16 protein-coding genes are annotated in these 19333 nt (G+C 73.2%); 11 read left to right on the forward strand and 5 right to left on the reverse strand.

The genetic code is table 11. From position 1 onward, the window contains the following. The first annotated feature begins 64 nt into the window (after positions 1-64). A complete protein-coding gene (locus QUY26_RS14075; protein ID WP_289946543.1) occupies positions 65-271 on the forward strand; it encodes an acyl-CoA carboxylase epsilon subunit in 207 nt (68 codons plus the stop codon). 57 nt (positions 272-328) lie between these two features. Here the strand turns inward: QUY26_RS14075 and QUY26_RS14080 are convergent, their stop codons facing one another. Then, positions 329-1789 (reverse strand): FG-GAP repeat protein, encoded by a 1461-nt coding sequence (locus QUY26_RS14080; protein WP_289946544.1) that lies wholly within the window; start codon positions 1787-1789, stop codon positions 329-331. 152 nt (positions 1790-1941) lie between these two features. Here QUY26_RS14080 and mmpB point away from each other — a divergent pair, with 152 nt between their 5' ends. Together mmpB and QUY26_RS14090 are read left to right on the forward strand one after the other, a co-directional pair. Beyond that, entirely contained in the window at positions 1942-2070 is a 129-nt protein-coding gene (gene mmpB, locus QUY26_RS14085; RefSeq protein ID WP_087887828.1) for a morphogenic membrane protein MmpB, read from the forward strand. A 66-nt stretch (positions 2071-2136) separates the two neighbouring features. Next, positions 2137-2745 (forward strand): Maf family protein, encoded by a 609-nt coding sequence (locus QUY26_RS14090; RefSeq protein ID WP_289946546.1) that lies wholly within the window; start codon positions 2137-2139, stop codon positions 2743-2745. Between the two features lie 75 nt (positions 2746-2820). On the opposite strand, the gene QUY26_RS14095 is transcribed toward QUY26_RS14090, so the two are convergent. Continuing rightward, positions 2821-3249, reverse strand: coding sequence for a hypothetical protein (locus tag QUY26_RS14095; protein ID WP_289946548.1), 429 nt, complete (start codon positions 3247-3249; stop codon positions 2821-2823). A gap of 366 nt (positions 3250-3615) precedes the next feature. Between QUY26_RS14095 and QUY26_RS14100 the strand changes: the two genes are divergently transcribed. Together QUY26_RS14100 and QUY26_RS14105 are read left to right on the forward strand one after the other, a co-directional pair. Then, positions 3616-5388: an acetyl/propionyl/methylcrotonyl-CoA carboxylase subunit alpha gene (locus QUY26_RS14100; RefSeq protein WP_289946549.1), complete on the forward strand. Its 1773-nt coding sequence runs from the start codon at positions 3616-3618 to the stop codon at positions 5386-5388. A gap of 200 nt (positions 5389-5588) precedes the next feature. Then, positions 5589-6164 (forward strand): TetR/AcrR family transcriptional regulator, encoded by a 576-nt coding sequence (locus QUY26_RS14105; RefSeq protein ID WP_289946551.1) that lies wholly within the window; start codon positions 5589-5591, stop codon positions 6162-6164. 7 nt (positions 6165-6171) lie between these two features. Here the strand turns inward: QUY26_RS14105 and QUY26_RS14110 are convergent, their stop codons facing one another. Then, positions 6172-7161 carry a DeoR/GlpR family DNA-binding transcription regulator gene (locus tag QUY26_RS14110; RefSeq protein ID WP_289946553.1) on the reverse strand — a complete coding sequence of 330 codons (990 nt, stop codon included), beginning with the start codon at positions 7159-7161 and terminating at the stop codon, positions 6172-6174. Between the two features lie 216 nt (positions 7162-7377). Continuing rightward, on the reverse strand, positions 7378-8826 hold the full coding sequence (locus QUY26_RS14115; protein WP_289946555.1) for an NAD(P)H-quinone dehydrogenase: 1449 nt from the start codon (positions 8824-8826) through the stop codon (positions 7378-7380). A 293-nt stretch (positions 8827-9119) separates the two neighbouring features. On the opposite strand from QUY26_RS14115, the gene QUY26_RS14120 reads away from it, so the two are divergent. From QUY26_RS14120 to QUY26_RS14140, 5 genes are all read left to right on the forward strand, one after another. Beyond that, positions 9120-9557, forward strand: a complete 438-nt coding sequence (locus tag QUY26_RS14120; RefSeq protein ID WP_289946556.1) for a gamma-glutamylcyclotransferase — start codon at positions 9120-9122, stop codon at positions 9555-9557. A 655-nt stretch (positions 9558-10212) separates the two neighbouring features. Next, a complete protein-coding gene (locus QUY26_RS14125) occupies positions 10213-11037 on the forward strand; it encodes a purine-nucleoside phosphorylase (RefSeq protein ID WP_289946558.1) in 825 nt (274 codons plus the stop codon). 106 nt (positions 11038-11143) lie between these two features. Further along, positions 11144-12811 carry a phospho-sugar mutase gene (locus QUY26_RS14130; RefSeq protein ID WP_289946560.1) on the forward strand — a complete coding sequence of 556 codons (1668 nt, stop codon included), beginning with the start codon at positions 11144-11146 and terminating at the stop codon, positions 12809-12811. Between the two features lie 272 nt (positions 12812-13083). Next, on the forward strand, positions 13084-14292 hold the full coding sequence (locus QUY26_RS14135; RefSeq protein WP_436840325.1) for a hypothetical protein: 1209 nt from the start codon (positions 13084-13086) through the stop codon (positions 14290-14292). 222 nt (positions 14293-14514) lie between these two features. After that, positions 14515-15705 carry a sialidase family protein gene (locus QUY26_RS14140; protein WP_289946561.1) on the forward strand — a complete coding sequence of 397 codons (1191 nt, stop codon included), beginning with the start codon at positions 14515-14517 and terminating at the stop codon, positions 15703-15705. A gap of 108 nt (positions 15706-15813) precedes the next feature. Here QUY26_RS14140 and QUY26_RS41165 read toward each other — a convergent pair whose 3' ends face one another. After that, positions 15814-16758 (reverse strand): PH domain-containing protein, encoded by a 945-nt coding sequence (locus tag QUY26_RS41165; protein WP_436840326.1) that lies wholly within the window; start codon positions 16756-16758, stop codon positions 15814-15816. A 180-nt stretch (positions 16759-16938) separates the two neighbouring features. On the opposite strand from QUY26_RS41165, the gene QUY26_RS14150 reads away from it, so the two are divergent. After that, positions 16939-19272 (forward strand): glycosyl hydrolase family 18 protein, encoded by a 2334-nt coding sequence (locus QUY26_RS14150; protein ID WP_289946562.1) that lies wholly within the window; start codon positions 16939-16941, stop codon positions 19270-19272. The last annotated feature ends 61 nt before the right edge of the window (positions 19273-19333 follow it).

Raw genomic sequence — 19333 nt, forward strand, 5'->3', positions numbered from 1 at the left:
CGCCCGCTCACCCGCTTAGCCCGATTCACCCGCTTCGCCCGCTTCGTCCCCGAAGGGAGCCACTGTGATCAAGGTCGTACGGGGCAATCCCACCCCTGAGGAGCTGGCCGCCGCCCTGGCGGTGGTCCAGGCGCGCGCCGCGGCGGCAGCGCACGCGCCGTCCGGCGCGCCCCCGGTCCCGGCCGCCTGGGCGGACCCGGCGCGGGTGGCCCGCGAGCGGCTGCCCGCTCCGGGCGCGGCGGCGTGGAGCCGCACGTACTGGCCGGGGTGACCCGAGGTGCCCGTGGGGCGCGCGCGATCCGTGCGCGCCCCACGATCCGCCCCCGGATCAGCTCCCGAGCACCGACCCGAAGCTCTTGTTCTGGTAGGTGAGGCCGAACGCCTTCTCGCTGAGCGCGTACGCCCCGGTCGTCGTGACCCCGGCCGAGGACCCGCGCAGCACCCAGTCCGAGCCGTCGGACCAGCGCGCCCCGGCGAACACGTCCTCGTCGGCCGCCGCGACGACGACCTCGGCCCGGCCGTCGCCGTCGGTGTCCTGCACGCGGACGGCGGAGCCGAAGCGGTCGTCGTCCTCGGCGGCGCCGGGCACGCCCGCCGTGCTCTGGTTCAGGGCCTGCGCGCCCGCGCCGGTGAGGCCGGACGCGGAGCCCTTGAGGAGGGTGACGGCGCCGGTCGCGACGCGGCCGTCCACGTCCTCGGCGGGCGCGCCGACCGCTACGTCCGCGTAACCGTCGCCGTCGACGTCACCGACCGCGGCACTCGCCCCGAACTCGTCGCCGCCCTCGTCCACGCCCGGCACACCCGGGCTGTCCTGGTCGAGGACCGTCTTGCCGCCGGTGCCGGGGCCCGCGGGGCCGCCGTAGTAGACGCCGACGCCGCCGCCCTTGGCGAGGTCGTAGTCGGTGACGACGACGTCGGCGTAGCCGTCCTTGTCGATGTCGCCGGAACCCTTCAGGCCGATGCGGGTCGGGGGCAGCGCCGCGGGCCGGTCGGTGAACGTCATGCCGTCACGGCCTCCGGCCCAGTGGCCGAACCAGCCGTTCAGCTCGTCGCCCTCGATGTTCTCGATGCCGGAGGCCAGCAGGTCGTCGTCGCCGTCACCGTCGTAGTCGCCGGCGTCCAGGCGCTCGACGATCCGGAAGCCGTCACCGCCGCCCATGCTCAGCCGCCGCTGCTCGGGCGCCCTGGTGCGGGTGAAGCCGTCGCCGGACATGCTGACGCCGCCGTAGTACGAGTGCGTGGCGAGCTGCTGCCTGCCGTCGCCGTCGAAGTCGCCGACGGCCACGGACCGGCCGTAGTGCAGGTCGAGGCCGGGGTGCGGCGTCGCCGTGCTCAGGCCGCCGTTGTTCAGGCCGCCCCGGCCGCCCCACAGGACGGTCATGAGCCCGGCGTCGTCGTTCTCGCCCGGGACGCCGACGACCAGGTCGGTGTACCCGTCGCCGTCGAGGTCCCCGGTGTCGTACGCCCCGCCGAACTGGTCCCCGGCCTCCGGGACGCCCGGCACCTTCGACGAGGCCTGGCTGATCAGCGCCTTGCGGCCGCCCTCGACGCCCCGCGCGGTGCCGTAGAGGACGGCGACGTGCCCGGCCTTCTTGACGCCGTTCACGGTGGCCTTGGGGGTGGCGAGCACCACGTCTCCGTAGCCGTCGCCGTTGAAGTCGGCGGCCTCAGAGGCAGCGGGGGCGGCGGGGGCCGCCGCGGCTGTGCCGGACAGCGGGACCAGCAGGCCCGCGGTGGCCGTCACGGCCGTGGCCGCCGCGGTCAGGACACTTCTGCGCATCTCGCGCATATGGGTTCGCTCCGTTCCCTGGAATCCCTCGACTGGTTGACACCGGGCGGCGCGCGAGGGTTGTACGGGTGAACGGAGGCGGGGCGGGAAGCGCGGGAAGTTGAGTACGCGTACTCAGGCGCGGGCCGCGGCACGGTCGCACCATCGGAGCCATGCTGTGGTCCGACCCGGAGAACGACCCGCCCAAGGACATGCGGGACATGCAGGCGAAGATGCGCCGTGCGGGTGTCCTGCTCGCCCTCGCGATGGTGGTGGCGATGCTCGTCCTGGGCGTGATCTGAACCGCCCCGTGACGCTCGCCCCGGGCACGCCCCGAGCCGCCCCGCGACCCTCGCTAGGGTGACCGCATGAGCGATCACCCCCGCCGTCTCGTCCTCGCCTCCCAGTCCCCGGCCCGGCTCGGCCTGCTGCGCCAGGCGGGCCTCGCACCCGAGGTCATCGTCAGCGGCGTCGACGAGGACGCGGTCACCGCGCCGACCCCCGCCGAGCTGGCCAAGGCACTCGCCGAGGCGAAGGCGTCGGTGGTCGCGGCCCGCCCGGATGCCAAGGGCGCCCTGGTCGTCGGCTGCGACTCGGTCCTGGAGCTGGACGGCCGGGCCCTCGGCAAGCCCGCGGACGTCGCGGAGGCCACCGCGCGCTGGCAGGACATGCGGGGCCGCGCGGGCGTCCTGCAGACCGGACACTGCGTGTACGACACGCTCTCCGGCGAGCACGTGGCGGCGACCGCGTCGACGGTGGTCCGCTTCGGCAAGCCGTCCGACGCGGAGATCGCCGCGTACGTGGCCAGCGGCGAACCGCTGCACGTGGCGGGCGCGTTCACGCTCGACGGCCGCTCGGCGCCGTTCATCGACGGCATCGAGGGCGACCACGGCAACGTCATCGGCCTCTCGCTGCCGATGCTGCGGCGCCTGCTCGGGGAACTGGGCGTCGAGATCACGGAGTTGTGGGCGGACTAGGGGCGCGCGAGGGCACGTACGGGGGACGTGGGCGAAATCCCCCCCGGGCCCGTCCGGGCAGCCGCGCAAGGCCGTTCAGGCGGCCTGCGGGGCACCGTCCACGCCCACGGCGTCCCTCCGGTCGTACGCGACGAGGGGCAGCACGATGAGGCCGAGCACCGCCATCATGAAGACGAACGCGAGCCAGCCCACGAGGCCGATCGCGAACGCGCCCAGCAGACCGTGCGTCACGGCGGCGCTGATCAGCAGGATCGTGCCGAAGCGGCCGGGCGCGCGGTCGGTGGCGGCGGTGCGGGCGAGGACGAGGCCGCACAGCGCGAGGTAGAGCCCGAAGAGACCGCCCGCGACCCAGGCGCCCACGCTCATCGCGTGCGGGTCGAGCCCGCCCATGGACATGTCCTGCTTGTCGACGACGAGCCCCAGGAACCAGTTGAGCAGGACAATCCCGACCGCCTCGGCCCAGAGCGCGATCGCGCCCACCCACGCCACTGGTCTGCGCGCCACGGCGCCCACCCACTCTCTGCCGACCGCTGCCTGCTGCTGTTACCGCTAGTACGTTGAGACATCGGCACGCTACTAACGGGTAAACCGAGGGACAAGGGCTGGACCGCAGGCAAAGAAACCTTGGGCCATTCGTAGGGACTCCACAAAGAATGACCTCAGGCCGCAGCACTGCCTCACAGAGACCTTGACCACACCGGAGGGCTACGCTGCCGGGGAAGGACCCTGCGTACCACGGTGCGACAAGGGATTTCGGGGATCGACAGGGCCTCGGATCACGCTCCGTGTGGGCAAGCTCACCATTGGGGACGGGTCGTAAGGCCGTGTCGGCAGTCCCTAAACTCGGCTTGTTTCAAGGAGGGAGCCATCGTGCGCAAGGTGCTCATCGCCAACCGTGGCGAAATCGCTGTCCGGGTCGCCCGGGCGTGCCGGGATGCCGGGATCGCGAGCGTTGCCGTCTACGCGGACCCCGACCGGGACGCACTGCATGTGCGAGCCGCTGACGAGGCGTTCGCGCTTGGCGGTGACACTCCGGCCACCAGCTACCTGGACATGGCGAAGGTGCTCGCCGCGGCCAAGGACTCCGGGGCGGACGCGGTCCACCCGGGCTACGGCTTCCTCTCCGAGAACGCGGAGTTCGCCCAGGCGGTCCTGGATGCCGGTCTGACCTGGATCGGCCCGCCGCCGCAGGCCATCCGCGACCTGGGCGACAAGGTCGCCGCCCGGCACATCGCGCAGCGCGCGGGCGCCCCGCTGGTCGCGGGCACGCCGGACCCGGTCTCGGGCTCCGACGAGGTCGTCGCCTTCGCCGAGGAGCACGGCCTGCCGATCGCCATCAAGGCGGCGTTCGGCGGCGGCGGCCGCGGCCTGAAGGTCGCCCGCACCCTCGAAGAGGTGCCGGAGCTGTACGACTCCGCGGTGCGCGAGGCCGTCGCGGCCTTCGGCCGCGGCGAGTGCTTCGTGGAGCGCTACCTGGACAAGCCGCGGCACGTGGAGACCCAGTGCCTGGCCGACAAGCACGGCAACGTGGTCGTCGTCTCGACCCGTGACTGCTCCCTGCAGCGCCGCCACCAGAAGCTGGTGGAGGAGGCCCCGGCCCCGTTCCTGTCGGACGCCCAGCTGGAGGAGCTGTACAGCTCCTCGAAGGCGATCCTGAAGGAGGCCGGCTACGTCGGCGCGGGCACCGTGGAGTTCCTGGTCGGCGCCGACGGCACGATCTCCTTCCTTGAGGTCAACACGCGTCTGCAGGTGGAGCACCCGGTCACCGAAGAGGTCGCGGGCATCGACCTGGTCCGCGAGATGTTCCGCATCGCCGACGGCGAGGAGCTGGGCTACGACGACCCGGAGCTGCGCGGCCACTCCTTCGAGTTCCGCATCAACGGCGAGGACCCGGGGCGGGGCTTCCTGCCCGCGCCCGGCACGGTCACCAAGTTCGAGGCCCCGTCCGGTCCCGGTGTCCGCCTGGACGCGGGTGTCGAGTCCGGCTCGGTCATCGGCCCGGCCTGGGACTCCCTGCTCGCCAAGCTGATCGTCACCGGCCGCACCCGCAAGGAGGCCCTGGAGCGGGCCGCGCGCGCCCTCGCCGAGTTCGAGGTCGAGGGCATGGCCACCGCCATCCCGTTCCACCGCAAGGTGGTCGCCGACCCGGCGTTCGCGCCCGAACTGACCGGCTCCGACGAGCCGTTCACGGTCTTCACCCGGTGGATCGAGACCGAGTTCGTCAACGACATCGCACCGTTCGCCCCTGTGGGCGGCGACGGCGACGACGAGGACGGCGACCGCGAGACGATCGTCGTCGAGGTCGGCGGCAAGCGCCTGGAGGTCTCCCTGCCGGCCGGCATGGGCATGTCCCTCGCGCGTACGGGTCTCTCGGCGGGCGCCAAGCCGAAGCGCCGCGCGGCCAAGAAGTCCGGGCCCGCCGCGTCCGGCGACACCCTCGCCTCGCCCATGCAGGGCACGATCGTCAAGGTCGCCGTCGAGGAGGGCCAGGAGGTCAAGGAGGGCGACCTCATCGTGGTCCTCGAGGCCATGAAGATGGAACAGCCCCTCAACGCCCACCGCTCCGGTACGGTCAAGGGCCTGCAGGCGGAGGTCGGGGCGTCGCTGACGTCGGGCGCCGCGATCTGCGAGATCAAGGACTGAGTTCTCCCCGATCCCGCCCCTTCCCGAGACTGGGGGCTGCGCCCCCAGACCCCCGCTCCTCAAACGCCGGAGGGGCTGAAAGATTCAGCCCGTCCGGCGTTTGAGGACGAGGCGCGCAGCGCCGATGAGCGGGGGTCCGGGGGCGCAGCCCCCGGTTTCGGGAAAGGGGCGGGACTGGGGCGCCCCCGCGAGGAGACCCCATGCGCGCCGACGCCCGCCGCAACCACCACCGGCTCCTGAGCGAGGCCCGTACCGCGTTCGCGGAGCACGGCACGGACACCTCCCTGGAGGACGTGGCCCGCCGCGCGGGCGTGGGCATCGGCACCCTGTACCGCCACTTCCCCACCCGCCACGCCCTCCTGAGCGCCGTCTTCGAGGACGCGGTCAGCGACCTGCTGACCCGCTCCCACGCCCTCCAGGACGCCCCGCAGCCCTGCACGGCCCTGGTGGAGTGGCTACGGGCGATCATCACTCATGCGGGTGAGTACCGCGGCCTCGCTCATGCCCTCATGTCGGCCTCGCGGGACGACAGTTCGGCACTGGCGCGGTGCAGCCGCCCGATGCGGGAGGCGGGCACCCGCCTCCTGGAGCGCGCCCAGTCGGCGGGCGCGGTACGCCAGGACGTGTCGATCGACGACCTCCTCCAGCTGACGAACGCGATCGCGCTGGCAGCGGAGGAGTCCCCGGACGACCCGCAACTGGCGGACCGCCTCCTGACGCTGACGCTACGCGGCCTCAAGGCAGAACCCTCCGGACAAGCAGGGCAAAGCCCGTAGGGGCCCCCTAACGACGCCGCAGGTCGGCGACCCTGGCCCCGCGCTCCCCGGCCGGCTGCTCCCCGAGCACGGACGCGCTGCGCAACTGCGGCCCGGCGCCGGGCCCCGCGCCATGGCCCCCGTGCCCCCGCCGCTGACCCGGCAACGGCACGTCCCTGCGCTGCTGCCGGCCCGCTGGGACGGAGTCAACTCCGGGGGCCTGGCCGGGGCCCGCCGAGGCTCCGGCGACCGCGATCTGCACGCCCTGGTCGGCAAGTGCCTGCAACTCGGTCGCCGCGCGGTCGTCGTGCGCGGGCGGCTCGTCCGTGACCAGACGCGTGATGACGTCCGTCGGCACCGTCTGGAACATCGTGTCGGTGCCGAGCTTGGTGTGGTCGGCGAGGACCACCACCTCCGCCGCCGCCTGTACGAGCGCGCGGTCCACGCTCGCCGACAGCATGTTGGAGGTGGACAGGCCGCGTTCGGCGGTCAGGCCGCTGCCCGACAGGAACGCCCGCGACACCCTGAGCCCCTGGAGGGACTGCTCGGCGCCACTGCCCACCAGCGCGTAGTTCGAGCCGCGCAGGGTGCCGCCGGTCATGACGACTTCCACCCGGTTGGCGTGGGCGAGTGCCTGTGCCACCAGCAGGGAGTTGGTGACGACGGTCAGGCCGGGCACCCGCGCGAGCCGTCGGGCCAGCTCCTGCGTGGTCGTACCCGCCCCGACGACGATGGCTTCGCCCTCTTCGACGAGACCCGCCGCGAGATCGGCGATGGCCGTCTTCTCGGCGGACGCGAGATGTGATTTCTGCGGAAAGCCGGACTCCCGCGTGAATCCGCCCGGCAATACCGCACCGCCATGCCGGCGGTCGAGGAGTCCTTCTGCCTCCAGCGCGCGCACGTCCCGCCGTACGGTCACTTCGGAGGTCTGGACGACGCGGGCGAGCTCACGGAGCGACACTGCTCCGTTGGCTCGCACCATTTCGAGGATCAATTGGCGACGTTCTGCAGCGAACACGAAACTGACAGTAACCCCAACGACCGTCTGCTTTCAGCAGTTTGCGCCGAATTACAGAAGTTGTTCGCACACTAGGGGTGGAAGTGGTATAGGGGGTACTCTCCCCGCCTATGCCGCGCGAATGGGCGGCAACAGGCTGTGACCTGCGCGGAGTTGAATCCGGCCGACCGGACGATCACACCGGCCGGTCGGCGCGCACTGACCGAACGGTCGGGATCAGGCCTCCCCGGCGACCTTACTCGTGTGCAACTGGCGGGCGACTTCGGCGATCGAGCCCGAAAGCGATGGGTACACGGTGAAGGCGTTAGCGATCTGCTCCACCGTCAGATTGTTGTCGACCGCGATCGAGATCGGGTGGATCAGTTCCGAGGCGCGGGGGGAGACGACGACTCCGCCGACCACGATTCCCGTACCCGGACGGCAGAAGATCTTTACGAAGCCGTCGCGGATGCCCTGCATCTTCGCGCGCGGGTTGCGCAGCAGCGGGAGCTTGACGACGCGGGCGTCGATCTTTCCGGCGTCGACGTCGGCCTGGCTGTAGCCGACGGTCGCGATCTCGGGGTCGGTGAAGACGTTCGACGAGACGGTCTTCAGGTTCAGCGGGGTGACCGCGTCGCCCAGGAAGTGGTACATCGCGATGCGGCCCTGCATGGCGGCGACCGACGCCAGGGCGAAGATGCCGGTGACGTCACCGGCGGCGTACACGCCGGGGGCGGAGGTCCTCGACACCCGGTCGGTCCAGATGTGCCCGGACTCCTTGAGCTTGACCCCGGCCTCCTCCAGGCCCATCCCGTCGCTGTTCGGGATGGCGCCGACGGCCATCAGGCAGTGCGATCCGGAGATGACGCGGCCGTCGGCCAGCGTGACCTCGACGCGGTCGCCCACGCGCTTGGCGGAGGCGGCGCGGGTGCGCCCCATGACGTTCATGCCGCGCCGCCGGAAGACGTCCTCCAGGACGGCGGCGGCGTCGGGGTCCTCCCCCGGGAGCACCCGGTCGCGCGACGACACCAGCGTGACCCGCGAGCCGAGCGCCTGGTAGGCACCGGCGAACTCGGCGCCCGTCACGCCGGAGCCGACCACGATGAGCTCCTCGGGCAGCTCGTCGAGGTCGTACACCTGCGTCCAGTTCAGGATCCGCTCGCCGTCCGGCTGGGCGTCGGGCAGCTCGCGCGGATGACCGCCGGTCGCGATCAGGACGGCGTCGGCGACGAGCGTCTCCTCGGAGCCGTCGGCGGCGCGCACGACGACCTTGCGGGAGCCGTCCATGGCCTGCTGGCCCTCCAGACGGCCGCGGCCGCGCATGACCCGGGCGCCCGCGCGCGTCACGGACGCCGTGATGTCGTGCGACTGCGCGAGCGCGAGCCGCTTCACGCGCCGGTTGACCTTGCCGAGATCCACCCCGACGACCCTCGCCGCCTGGTCGATGTGCGGCGTGTCGTCCTCGACGATGATGCCCAGCTCCTCGTACGAGGAGTCGAAGGTCGTCATCACCTCGGCCGTCGCGATCAGGGTCTTCGACGGTACGCAGTCGGTGAGCACCGACGCCCCGCCCAGACCGTCGCAGTCGACGACGGTCACCTCCGCGCCGAGCTGGGCGGCCACCAGGGCCGCCTCATATCCGCCGGGTCCGCCACCAATGATCACGATCCGAGTCACATACGCCATTGTCCCGCACAGCCCGACACGACGACGAGCCGGGGGGCAGCGCGCCCCCGGCGTTCAAGGACGAGCCGGAACAAAGCCCACCCGGCGTTCGAGGACGAGCCGGAACAAAGCCCGTCCGGCGTTCGAGGACGAGCCGGAACAAAGCCCGTCCGGCGCTTGAGGACGAGGCGCGAAGCGCCGAAGGCAGGGGAGAGGGGCGCAGCCCCATAGGGGGGCGGGGGGAAAGGGGCGCAGCCCCATAGGGGAACCGATCACGTAAGGCGCCCACGCCCGGAAGACGTACCCTCGGTGCCATGTCGCTCTACGCCGCGTACGCCGGCAATCTCGACGCGCGGCTGATGACGCGCCGCGCCCCGCACTCGCCGCTGCGCGCGACCGGCTGGCTCAACGACTGGCGGCTGACGTTCGGCGGCGAGCACATGGGCTGGGAGGGCGCGCTCGCGACGATCGTCGAGGCGCCGCGCTCGCAGGTGTTCGTCGCGCTGTACGACATCGCCCCGATGGACGAGGACTCCATGGACCGGTGGGAGGGTGTCGGGCTCGACATCTACCGGCGCATGCGGGTCCGGGTGCACACCCTCGAGGGCGAGGAGGCCGCCTGGGTGTACGTCCTCAACGGGTACGAGGGCGGCTTGCCCTCCGCGCGCTACCTCGGCGAAATCGCCGACGCGGCGGAGTCGGCCGGGGCTCCCCACGACTACGTCATGAACCTCCGCAAACACCCCTGCTGAGCCCCACCCGCCGCCGGCCTGCCCACCGGCCCGGCACCACCTGCCCCGCCGGGGTCACCCCCGAATCGGCGCTCCACGCCTCGTCCTCAAACGCCGGACAGGCTCTCTCCGGCCCACCCGCCCCACCTCGAACCGGCCGAGCAACAGCCCGGCACCCCCAGCCCCACCAAGGTGACCCCCGGATCGCGCTCCGCGCTCGTCCTCAAGCGCCGGGCGGGCTTTCCCCCACCCACCCGCCCCCGCCATCTCTTCGGCCGAGGCGGTCCGCACTGCCTGCCCGGCACACCATCAGCCCTGCCCCGCAGTACCTTCCCGGCCCGCCCCCGGGCACCGTCCAGCCCGCCCCGGGGCACCTTTCCAGCCCGCCCCGGGGCACCTCTTCCAGCCCACCCCGGGGAAGTCTTCAGCCCGTCCGGCGCTTGAGGACGAGGCCGCAGGCCGATCGGGGGCGGCCCGTCCCACCCGAAGGGGACACCCACCCCCGGGGTCCAGGGGCGAGGCCCCGGGATCGGAGAAGGGGCGGGACTGGGGCGCCCCGCGAAGGACTGCCCTCCCCCGCACCGCCCCCCTTCGTCGGAAACGACAAAGCAACGATCCGGATCCCGTGGGCATCGTCATCTACGCGCGTAGGGCGTAACCGGCTACCCTCGTCGGCGTGAACGCTTCAGTTATTCCGGACGACATCCAGGGCGACCCCTACGCCGCCGCCGACGCCGCCGCCGCCCGCCTGCGCGAGCTGACAGGCGCCGAGACCCACGACGTAGCCCTCGTGATGGGCTCCGGCTGGGCACCCGCCGTGGAGGCGCTCGGCGCTCCCGAGGCCGAGTTCCCGGTCACCGAGCTGCCGGGCTTCCCGCCGCCGGCGGTCGCGGGCCACGGCGGCAGCATCCGCTCCTTCAAGGTCGGCGACAAGCGCGCCCTGGTCTTCCTGGGCCGCACGCACTACTACGAGGGCCGCGGCGTCGCAGCGGTCGCGCACGGCGTACGGACCGCCGTGGCCGCGGGCTGCAAGACGATCGTGCTGACGAACGGCTGCGGCGGCCTGCGCGAGGGCATGCGCCCGGGCCAGCCCGTGCTGATCAGCGACCACCTGAACCTGACGGCGACGTCCCCGATCGTCGGCGCGAACTTCGTGGACCTCACCGACCTGTACTCGCCGCGCCTGCGCGCGCTGTGCAAGGAGATCGACCCGAGCCTCGAAGAGGGCGTGTACGCCCAGTTCCCCGGCCCGCACTACGAGACCCCGGCCGAGATCCGCATGGCCCGCACGATCGGCGCGGACCTGGTCGGCATGTCGACGGTGCTCGAGGCCATCGCCGCGCGCGAGGCGGGCGCCGAGGTGCTCGGCATCTCCCTGGTGACGAACCTCGCCGCCGGTATGACGGGCGAGCCGCTGAACCACGAGGAGGTCCTGCAGGCGGGCCGCGACTCCGCCACGCGGATGGGCGAGCTGCTCGGGCAGGTCCTGGGCCGCATCTGACCCACCCGACCCACCTGACCCCGTCCGGCCGCGCGGCGGGTACCGACGCGCGCCGGACGGGAAAGCCGGAAGAGCAAGACCCCCGTCACGGAGAGGCCGACCAGACGTGCAGGACCACGGAGAACTCATCGCCCGCGCCCAGGCCTGGCTGGCCGAGGACCCGGACCCCGAGACCCGCGAGGAGCTGGCGAAGCTCGTCGACGCGGCTCCGGGCAGCCCGGCCGTCCTGGACGAACTGGCCGGGCGGTTCGCGGGCACGCTGCAGTTCGGCACCGCGGGGCTGCGCGGCGAGCTGGGCGCGGGCCCCCTGCGGATGAACCGCTCCGTGGTCATCCGGGCGGCCGCGGGCCTGGCGGCGTACCTGAAGGGCAAGGGCCACACGGACGGCCTGGTCGTGATCGGCTACGACGCCCGCCACAAGTCGGCGGACTTCGCGCGGGACACGGCCGCCGTGATGACCGGCGCGGGCCTGCGCGCCGCCGTCCTGCCCCGCCCCCTGCCGACCCCGGTCCTCGCCTTCGCCATACGGCACCTGGGCGCGGTCGCGGGCGTGGAGGTCACCGCGAGCCACAACCCGCCGCGCGACAACGGCTACAAGGTCTATCTGGGCGACGGCTCGCAGATCGTGCCGCCCGCCGACGGCGAGATCGCCGCCGAGATCGCGGCCGTGCGCAGCCTGCACGACGTACCGCGTCCCGAGAGCGGCTGGCAGACCCTCGGCGAGGACGTCCTGGAGGCCTATCTGGCGCGTACGGACGCCGTTCTGGCCCAGGGCTCCCCGCGGACCGCCAGGAGCGTCTACACGGCCATGCACGGCGTCGGCAAGGACACGCTCCTCGCGGCGTTCGCGCGGGCCGGTTTCCCCGCGCCGGTGCTCGTCGCGGAGCAGGCGGAGCCCGACCCGGACTTCCCGACGGTCGCCTTCCCCAACCCGGAGGAGCCGGGCGCCATGGACCTGGCGTTCGCCACGGCCCGCGAGGCACGCCCGGACCTGGTGATCGCCAACGACCCGGACGCGGACCGCTGCGCGGTGGCCGTCCCGGTGGGCGACGGCGACTGGCGGATGCTGCGCGGCGACGAGGTCGGCGCGCTCCTCGGCGCGCACCTGGTGCGCAGGGGTGTCGCCGCGGACGGGCCGCGCACCTTCGCCGAGTCGATCGTGTCGTCGTCGCTGCTCGGCCGCATCGCAGAGAAGGCGGGCCTCGGCTACGAGGAGACGCTGACGGGCTTCAAGTGGATCGCCCGCGTGGACGGCCTGCGGTACGGCTACGAGGAGGCGCTGGGCTACTGCGTCGACCCCGAGGGCGTACGCGACAAGGACGGCATCACGGCGGCGCTGCTCGTCACGGAGCTGGCCTCCGAGCTGAAGGAGGAGGGGCGCACCCTCCTCGACCTGCTGGACGACCTGGCGGTGGAGCACGGTCTGCACGCCACCGACCAGCTGTCGGTGCGGGTGGAGGACCTGTCGCTGATCGCGGCCGCGATGCGGCGCCTGCGCGAGCGGCAGCCGGAGCGCCTCGCGGGCCTGGCCGTGACGCGCGCCGAGGACCTCACCAAGGGCACGGAGGCGCTGCCGCCCACGGACGGGCTGCGGTACACCCTCGACGGCGCCCGCGTCATCGTGCGCCCCAGCGGCACCGAGCCGAAGCTCAAGTGCTACCTGGAGGTCGTGGTGCCGGTGGCGGACCGGGCCGCGCTGCCCGGGGCCCACGAGAAGGCGGCCGAGCTGCTCGCGGCGCTGAAGCGGGATCTGGCGGAGGCCGCGGGGATCTGAGGCGCGGGGCAGGCGCGGGGCTTGGCGCGGGGGTCGCGTACACCGGTGAGGGCGCTCGCGCCGGGGCGCTCGCGCACGACAGAACGCGCGGTCGCGTACGGCCGCACGGGCGGCGTCAGCCCCGCTCCGCCTCAGCCACCCGTACGGGTGGGCGCACCCCCTGCCACCCGAAGGGGTGGTTCCGTTACGGCGCCTGACGCGGCTCCTCGGTGCGCCACCGGTCCCTCGGGAAGGGTCGACCGGTAGCGCACCTTCTCGTACCGGGAGCCGCAGTGCCGTACGGACCCCCCTCCGACCTGACGACCGCCGCACCGTCCCGCGTACCCGCCTCCCGCCGCCCCCACGCCGAGCTCCCGCGCGCCACCGCGTACCGGCGTGCGGCCCGCGCGCTGCGGTACGCGGCGCCCGCACTCCTCGCGTACGCCGCCGTCCGCGTCGTGGGCCTGCTCGTCCTCGCCGTCTGGGCCCGCCGCGAACACCGTGAGCTGTGGCACCTCCTGGCCGAGTCCTGGGACTGCGACTGGTACTTGAAGATCGCCGCACACGGCTACGCGGACACGCTCGGGCACACCTTCGACACCAACAACCTCGCGTTCTTCCCGCTGTTTCCGCTCCTGATCCGGGCGGGCGACGCCCTGCTCCCGGCGCCGCGCGGCGGCGTCGGCCTCGCGCTCGCCGTCGGCTGCTCGTTCCTCGCGGCGTGGGGCATCTTCAAGGTCGGCGACCGGCTGCACGGGCGGCGCGCGGGCGTGCTCCTGGTGACGCTGTGGGCCTGCCTGCCGGTCGCGCTCGTGCAGTGGATGGGCTACACGGAGTCGCTGTTCACGGCGCTCGCGGCCTGGTCGTTGTACGCGGTGCTCACCGGCCGCTGGGTGTGGGCGGGGGCCCTCGCCGCGCTCGCGGGCCTGACCCGGCCGACCGGGATCGCCGTCGCCGCCGCCGTGTCCGTCACCGCCCTGCTCGCCCTGCGCCGCCGCTTCGACGCCCGCGCCCTGACCGGCGCGCTGCTCGCGCCGCTCGGCTGGCTCGCGTACGTCGGCTGGGTGGGGGCGCGCCTCGGCCGCTGGGACGGCTACTTCGCCGTGCAGAAGCTGTGGCACAACGAGTGGGACGGCGGCATCGGCACCCTGCGCTGGATGAAGCGGCTGTTCCTGGTGGAGCGCCCGCAGCTGTTCCTGGTGATGGTGACGCTCGTCCTGCTCGGCTCGCTCCTGCTGTACGTGCTTTCGGTGACCGGGCGCGAACAGCCGCTGCCGCTCCTGGTGTTCACGGGCCTGCTGGTCGCGATCGTGCTCGGCTCCAGCGGCGTCTACTTCCCGCGCGCCCGCTTCCTGTTGCCCGGCTTCCCGCTCCTCCTGCCGGTGGCCCTCGCCCTCGCACGGGCGGGCACGCGGGTGACGCTCGCGGTGCTCTCGACGGCGGCGCTGACGTCGGCGGCGTTCGGCGGGCACATGCTGCTGGTGTGGCTGGGGCCGCCGTGATCCGTGGGCGGCTGCGGGACGTGGGCTCCGCTCGGCACCGGAGCAGGAGGCGGGCGCGCGGGAAGCCGAGGGGAGGCGCGGGAAGCCGAGGGAAATCGGGGGTGCTTGGTCGGGAACCCCGGGGCGGTGGGCGGTGTATCAGGGGTAGTTGCTGATTCGTCGCGGAGTGGGGGACGTCGCATGGGCATGAAGGGGCGTGGGCTTCGAGGAGTGGTGGCCCTGGTGGGGGTCTGGGTGCTGGTGGCATGCGGGGCGGGCGCGGAGGGCGGAGGCAGCGGGGGCGCGCGGGCCTCGGGCGGCCGGGGAGCGGAGAAGGCAGGGGGCCGGGGAGCGGAGAAGGCGGCGGGGGGTCGGGCTCCGGTGCAGCGCATCCCGTCGGCACCGGACCTGCCCGGCTCGCCGTTCGGCATCGGTTTCGCGGCGGACGGCTCCGGCTTCGCGCTGCTCGTCGAGTGTGCGGAGCGCCGGTGCCGTCAGCACGTGGCGGTGCTCGAAGGGGGCGCGAAGGCGTGGCGCCGGGGCAGTTCGCCGCTGCGGGACGTGACGAGCGGCCGGGGCGTCTCTGCGGACCTGACGGTGCTCGGGCCGGGGCGGGCGCTGATAGGCGAGGGCTCGGAGCGTGTGGACGCTCCGGGGCGCACGTGGTTCACGGGCGACGGCGGCCGGACGTGGCGGCGCGGCACGGCGGGGGCCGCGGCGGCGGGTCCGGCGGCGGCTGTGGCGCGGGGCGGCGTCCTCTTCCCGGAGTGCCTGGAGCGCGACCGGTCCGACCCGAACGACTGCGTGCGGGAGCGGCTGCTCGCCCTGTCGCCACGGACGGGTCGGCATCATGTCCTGGTCCACCAGCCGCCGCTGAAGGGCCCGTTGCGTCAGGCCGGTGACCTCAGCGGGGCGGGCCTGTTCGTCTCCGGCACGGACCCGCGCACAGGCCTGCCCGCGCTGGCCAGGAGCACCGACCGGGGCCGCACGTGGCAGCGGCCGCGCCTGCCGGGCGTCGGTGCGGAGGGCGCGGTGTTCCGGGTGGTCGGGGGCCGCGGCGGGCTGTACGCGACGCAGCACGGGCCGGTGTCACCACCCGCGAAGAACGGCCTGGTCACCATGCACGTCAGCAAGGACGGGGGCCTGACGTGGACGAGGGTGTGGCGGCACCGGAAGGGCGTCGAGCCCCGCACGCTCATCGGCGACGTGCTGGTGGCCGACGACTCCAGCGTGACCCTGCACGGCGAGGACGGGGGCTGGCGCAGCACGGACGGCGCGCGGACGTTCGTCCGGGTCACGGCCAGGACGCCGTCGGGCTCGGTGGTCGCCACACCGGTGGGCTGGCTGCGGCGGGACAGCTTCGGTGGGAACGAGTTCCGCATATCGGCGGACGGCGTGCACTGGCGGGGGTTCCGGCTGGGCCGGGGGGACTGAGGGCCGCCGGGCTGGGGGCTGTCGGGCCGGGGCCGGTCGGGGCCGGTCGGGCCGGGGCCGGTCGGGCCGGGACGAGTCGGGCCATGGCCTCCTCGACCCAAAGGCCCGTCAGCCCACGGCGAGCAGCACCGCGAGCAGCACCGCCCCGGCGGCGCTCGGCGCCAGGATCTCGTACGCCCAGTGCACGACCGGCTCGCCCTGCGCGGCCTCGGCGCCCTCGCGCCGCTCGGCGATCTCCCGCAGGTCGTCCATGGACTGGTCGCCGGCGTCGCGGGCGTGCGGCTGGGTCGTGCCCCGGGCGCCGGGCCGGACCCGGCTCGCGGCCGGGTCGTCCGCGGCGACCTGCTGGGCGTGCCGCCGCGCGGCCTTCTTGCGGCCGCGCAGCGAGACGGGGATGGCCCACAGCTGGTACTTGGTGCCGTCCTGCGTGAAGACCTCGTTCGAGTAGCCGGAGCGCAGCCCCGAGATCGCGCCCCAGGGCAGCGTGATGGTGCGGAAGGGGTTGCGGATGCGCAGCCGGTCCTCGTTGGCGAAGACGGCGGGCCGCAGGGTGAAGGCGACGACGAGGGGCACCGCGAAGAGCAGTCCGGCGAGGGCCACCCACGGGGTGCGTCCCTCGCCACGGAACAGCGCGTCGACGCCGAGCCAGGTGCCGATCGCGAGCAGCAGGACGCCTCCGGCGATGGCTCCGTGGGACCGGTAGGCGCGGTCTTTGTAGGCCGGGTCGGACTGGGCGGACTGGGCGGAGTGGTCGGCCTGGGCGGACCGGTCGACCTGAGGAGCTGCGGCAGTCGGCTTGACCGAGGCAGCATCAGCCTCTTCCGGCGTGGCGGCCTTCGTCGGGGCCGCGGCCTTCTCCGGGGCGGCGGCCTTCTCCGGGGCGGCGGCCTTCTCCGAAGCGGCCGACGTCTCGGGCTCGGCCGGCTTGCCCGGGGCGGCCGGCTTGCCCGGGGCGGCCGAGGTCTCCGGATCGGCCGGGCTCGCCGGGGCCGCCGGGGCCGCCGGGGTCACCGGGTCCTGCTCCGCCGGAGTGGGCTGCGGGTCGCTCGTCATGGGCCTGATTCTGCCTGACGTGATGCCGTCGGCCGCGCGCGGCGGGGGTATGGGGATTGGTCCAGACCTAGTACGGTCGAGGGTTGTCATGTACGCCGACAATCCAGCGGCGACCCGAACGCACCGGCGCCACCCGAACCCCTGAGGAGCCACCCGCACGCCACACCCCCGAGGAGAGCCATGACCCCCACAGAACGAGGAACCAGGAGAACGCCAGGAGTCTTACGAAGAGCGACCGAGGCCACGCGCGGCCGCACCGCCGCCCTGCTCGTCGCCCTGCTGCTCCCCCTGTCCCTGCTCACCGCCCTGACGGCGACCCCCGCGCACGCGGCGGGCACGCTCACCGCGACCTTCACGACGGAGGGCAGCGGCTCGTCCTGGCAGGGCAAGTACGTCGTCCGCAACAGCGGCTCCGCCCCGTCCACGGCCTGGACGCTGGAGTTCGACCTGCCGCCCGGCGTCACCGTCAGCGGCCACACCCACGGCGAGGCGACCGTTTCGGGCAGCCACGTCACCGTGAAGAACGCGTACTACAACGGCCGGGTCCCGGCGGGCGGCTCGACCGAGCCGTACAGCTACACGTTCACGGGCCGGGGCCCGGTCGGGACGCCGACGGGCTGCACCGTCAACGGCGACAAGTGCGACGGCACGCCGGACAAGCCCCCGACGGCGCCCGGCGCCCCGACGGTGACCACCGCCACGTCCCGCACGATCTCCCTGACCTGGCCCCCGGCCGGGGCGGGCGACTACCCGGTCACCAAGTACGAGGTCCTGAGCGGCTCCAGCGTGGTGGCGACCTCGGCGACGAACAGCGCGACGGTCACCGACCTGACCCCGGCCACCCGCTACACCTTCACCGTCCGCGCCAAGGACCGGCGCGACAACACCAGCCCGGAGAGCCCCCAGGTCACCGCGACGACCGTCGACCCGGCGACCGACCCGACTCCGCCGACCGCGCCGGGCAATCTGCGCGCCACCGGCAAGACGCAGGTCTCGGCGACCCTGGCCTGGGAGAAGTCGACGGACAACGTGGCCGTGGCCGCGTACGACATCTACCGCGGCACCGCGCTCGCGAAGACGGTCCCGGCCTCGGCGACCACCGCGACCGTCGAGGGCCTGACTCCCGCGACGGCCTACACGTTCACGGTGAAGGCGCGCGACACGGCCGACAACGCCTCGCCCGCGTCGAACGCCGTGAGCGTCACCACGGACGACGCGGCGGGCCCCGGCAACCACCTCAAGGTGGGCTACTTCGCGCAGTGGGGCATCTACGGCCGTCAGTACTTCGTGAAGAACCTGGACACGTCCGGGGCGGCCGCGAAGCTCGACGTCATCAACTACGCCTTCGAGAACGTCGACCCGGTCAACCACACCTGCCTCGCCGGAGTGGTCAAGGGTGTCTCCGGCAATCCGCAGGACCCGGACGAGGGCACGGGCGCGGGTGACGCCGAGGCGGACTACGGCCGGGCCTTCTCCGCCGCGCAGTCGGTGGACGGGGTGGCGGACGACGGCTGGGGCAAGCTGCGCGGCAACTTCAACCAGCTGAAGAAGCTCAAGGCCAAGCACCCGCACCTGAAGGTCGTGGTCTCGCTGGGCGGCTGGACGTTCTCGAAGTTCTTCGCGGACGCGGCGGCGACCCCCGCCTCGCGCGCGAAGTTCGTGAAGTCCTGCGTGGACACCTGGATCAAGGGCGACCTGCCCGTCTACAACGGCGCGGGCGGCCCCGGCACCGGCGCGGGCGTCTTCGACGGCATCGACATCGACTGGGAGTGGCCGGGTTCCGAGGGCCACCCCGGCAACCACTGGGGCCCGGCGGACAAGGACAACCTGACGGCGCTGCTGGCCGAGTTCCGCAAGCAGCTCGACGCCACCGGCGGCAGCCACAAGCTCCTGACCGCGTTCACCCCGGCCGACCCGGCGAAGATCGAGGCGGGCTGGGACATCAAGAAGATCTTCGAGTACCTGGACTTCGCCAACGTCCAGGGCTACGACTTCCACGGCGCGGGCAGCGACAACTCCTGGGAGCCCAACCGCACCGGCCACCAGGCCAACCTCCACCGCGACGCCCAGGACCCCTACCCCTTCGACTTCAGCATCGAGAAGGCGGTCCAGACCTACCTGGACGCCGGGGTGAACCCGCGCAAGCTCACCATCGGCTTCCCGTTCTACGGCCGCGGCTGGAAGGAAGTGGCCGACGGCGGCGTGAAGGGCGAGTGGCAGTCGGCGAACGGCGCGGCCCCGGGCCAGTTCCCGGAGGAGGCCGGCACCAAGGGCTACCACAACCTCCTCACCACCGTCCCCAACCTCACCGTCCACCACGACGAACAGTCCGTCTCCACCTACGGCTACACCGGCAACAACGGCCAGTGGTGGAGCTTCGACGACCCCTGGTCCATCGGCAAGAAGACCCAGTGGATCAGATCGAAGGGCCTGCTCGGCGGAATGGTCTGGGAAATGTCGGGCGACACCCCGACAGGCACTCTCATGACAGCACTGGACAACGGCCTGAAGTGACGTTCACGAGCGGACGGAGGTGACCTTCGAGCGCCGGAGGGGCTGATTTCAGCCCGTCCGG

The sequence above is a fragment of the Streptomyces flavofungini genome, from assembly GCF_030388665.1.
GTDB lineage: Bacteria > Actinomycetota > Actinomycetes > Streptomycetales > Streptomycetaceae > Streptomyces > Streptomyces flavofungini_A.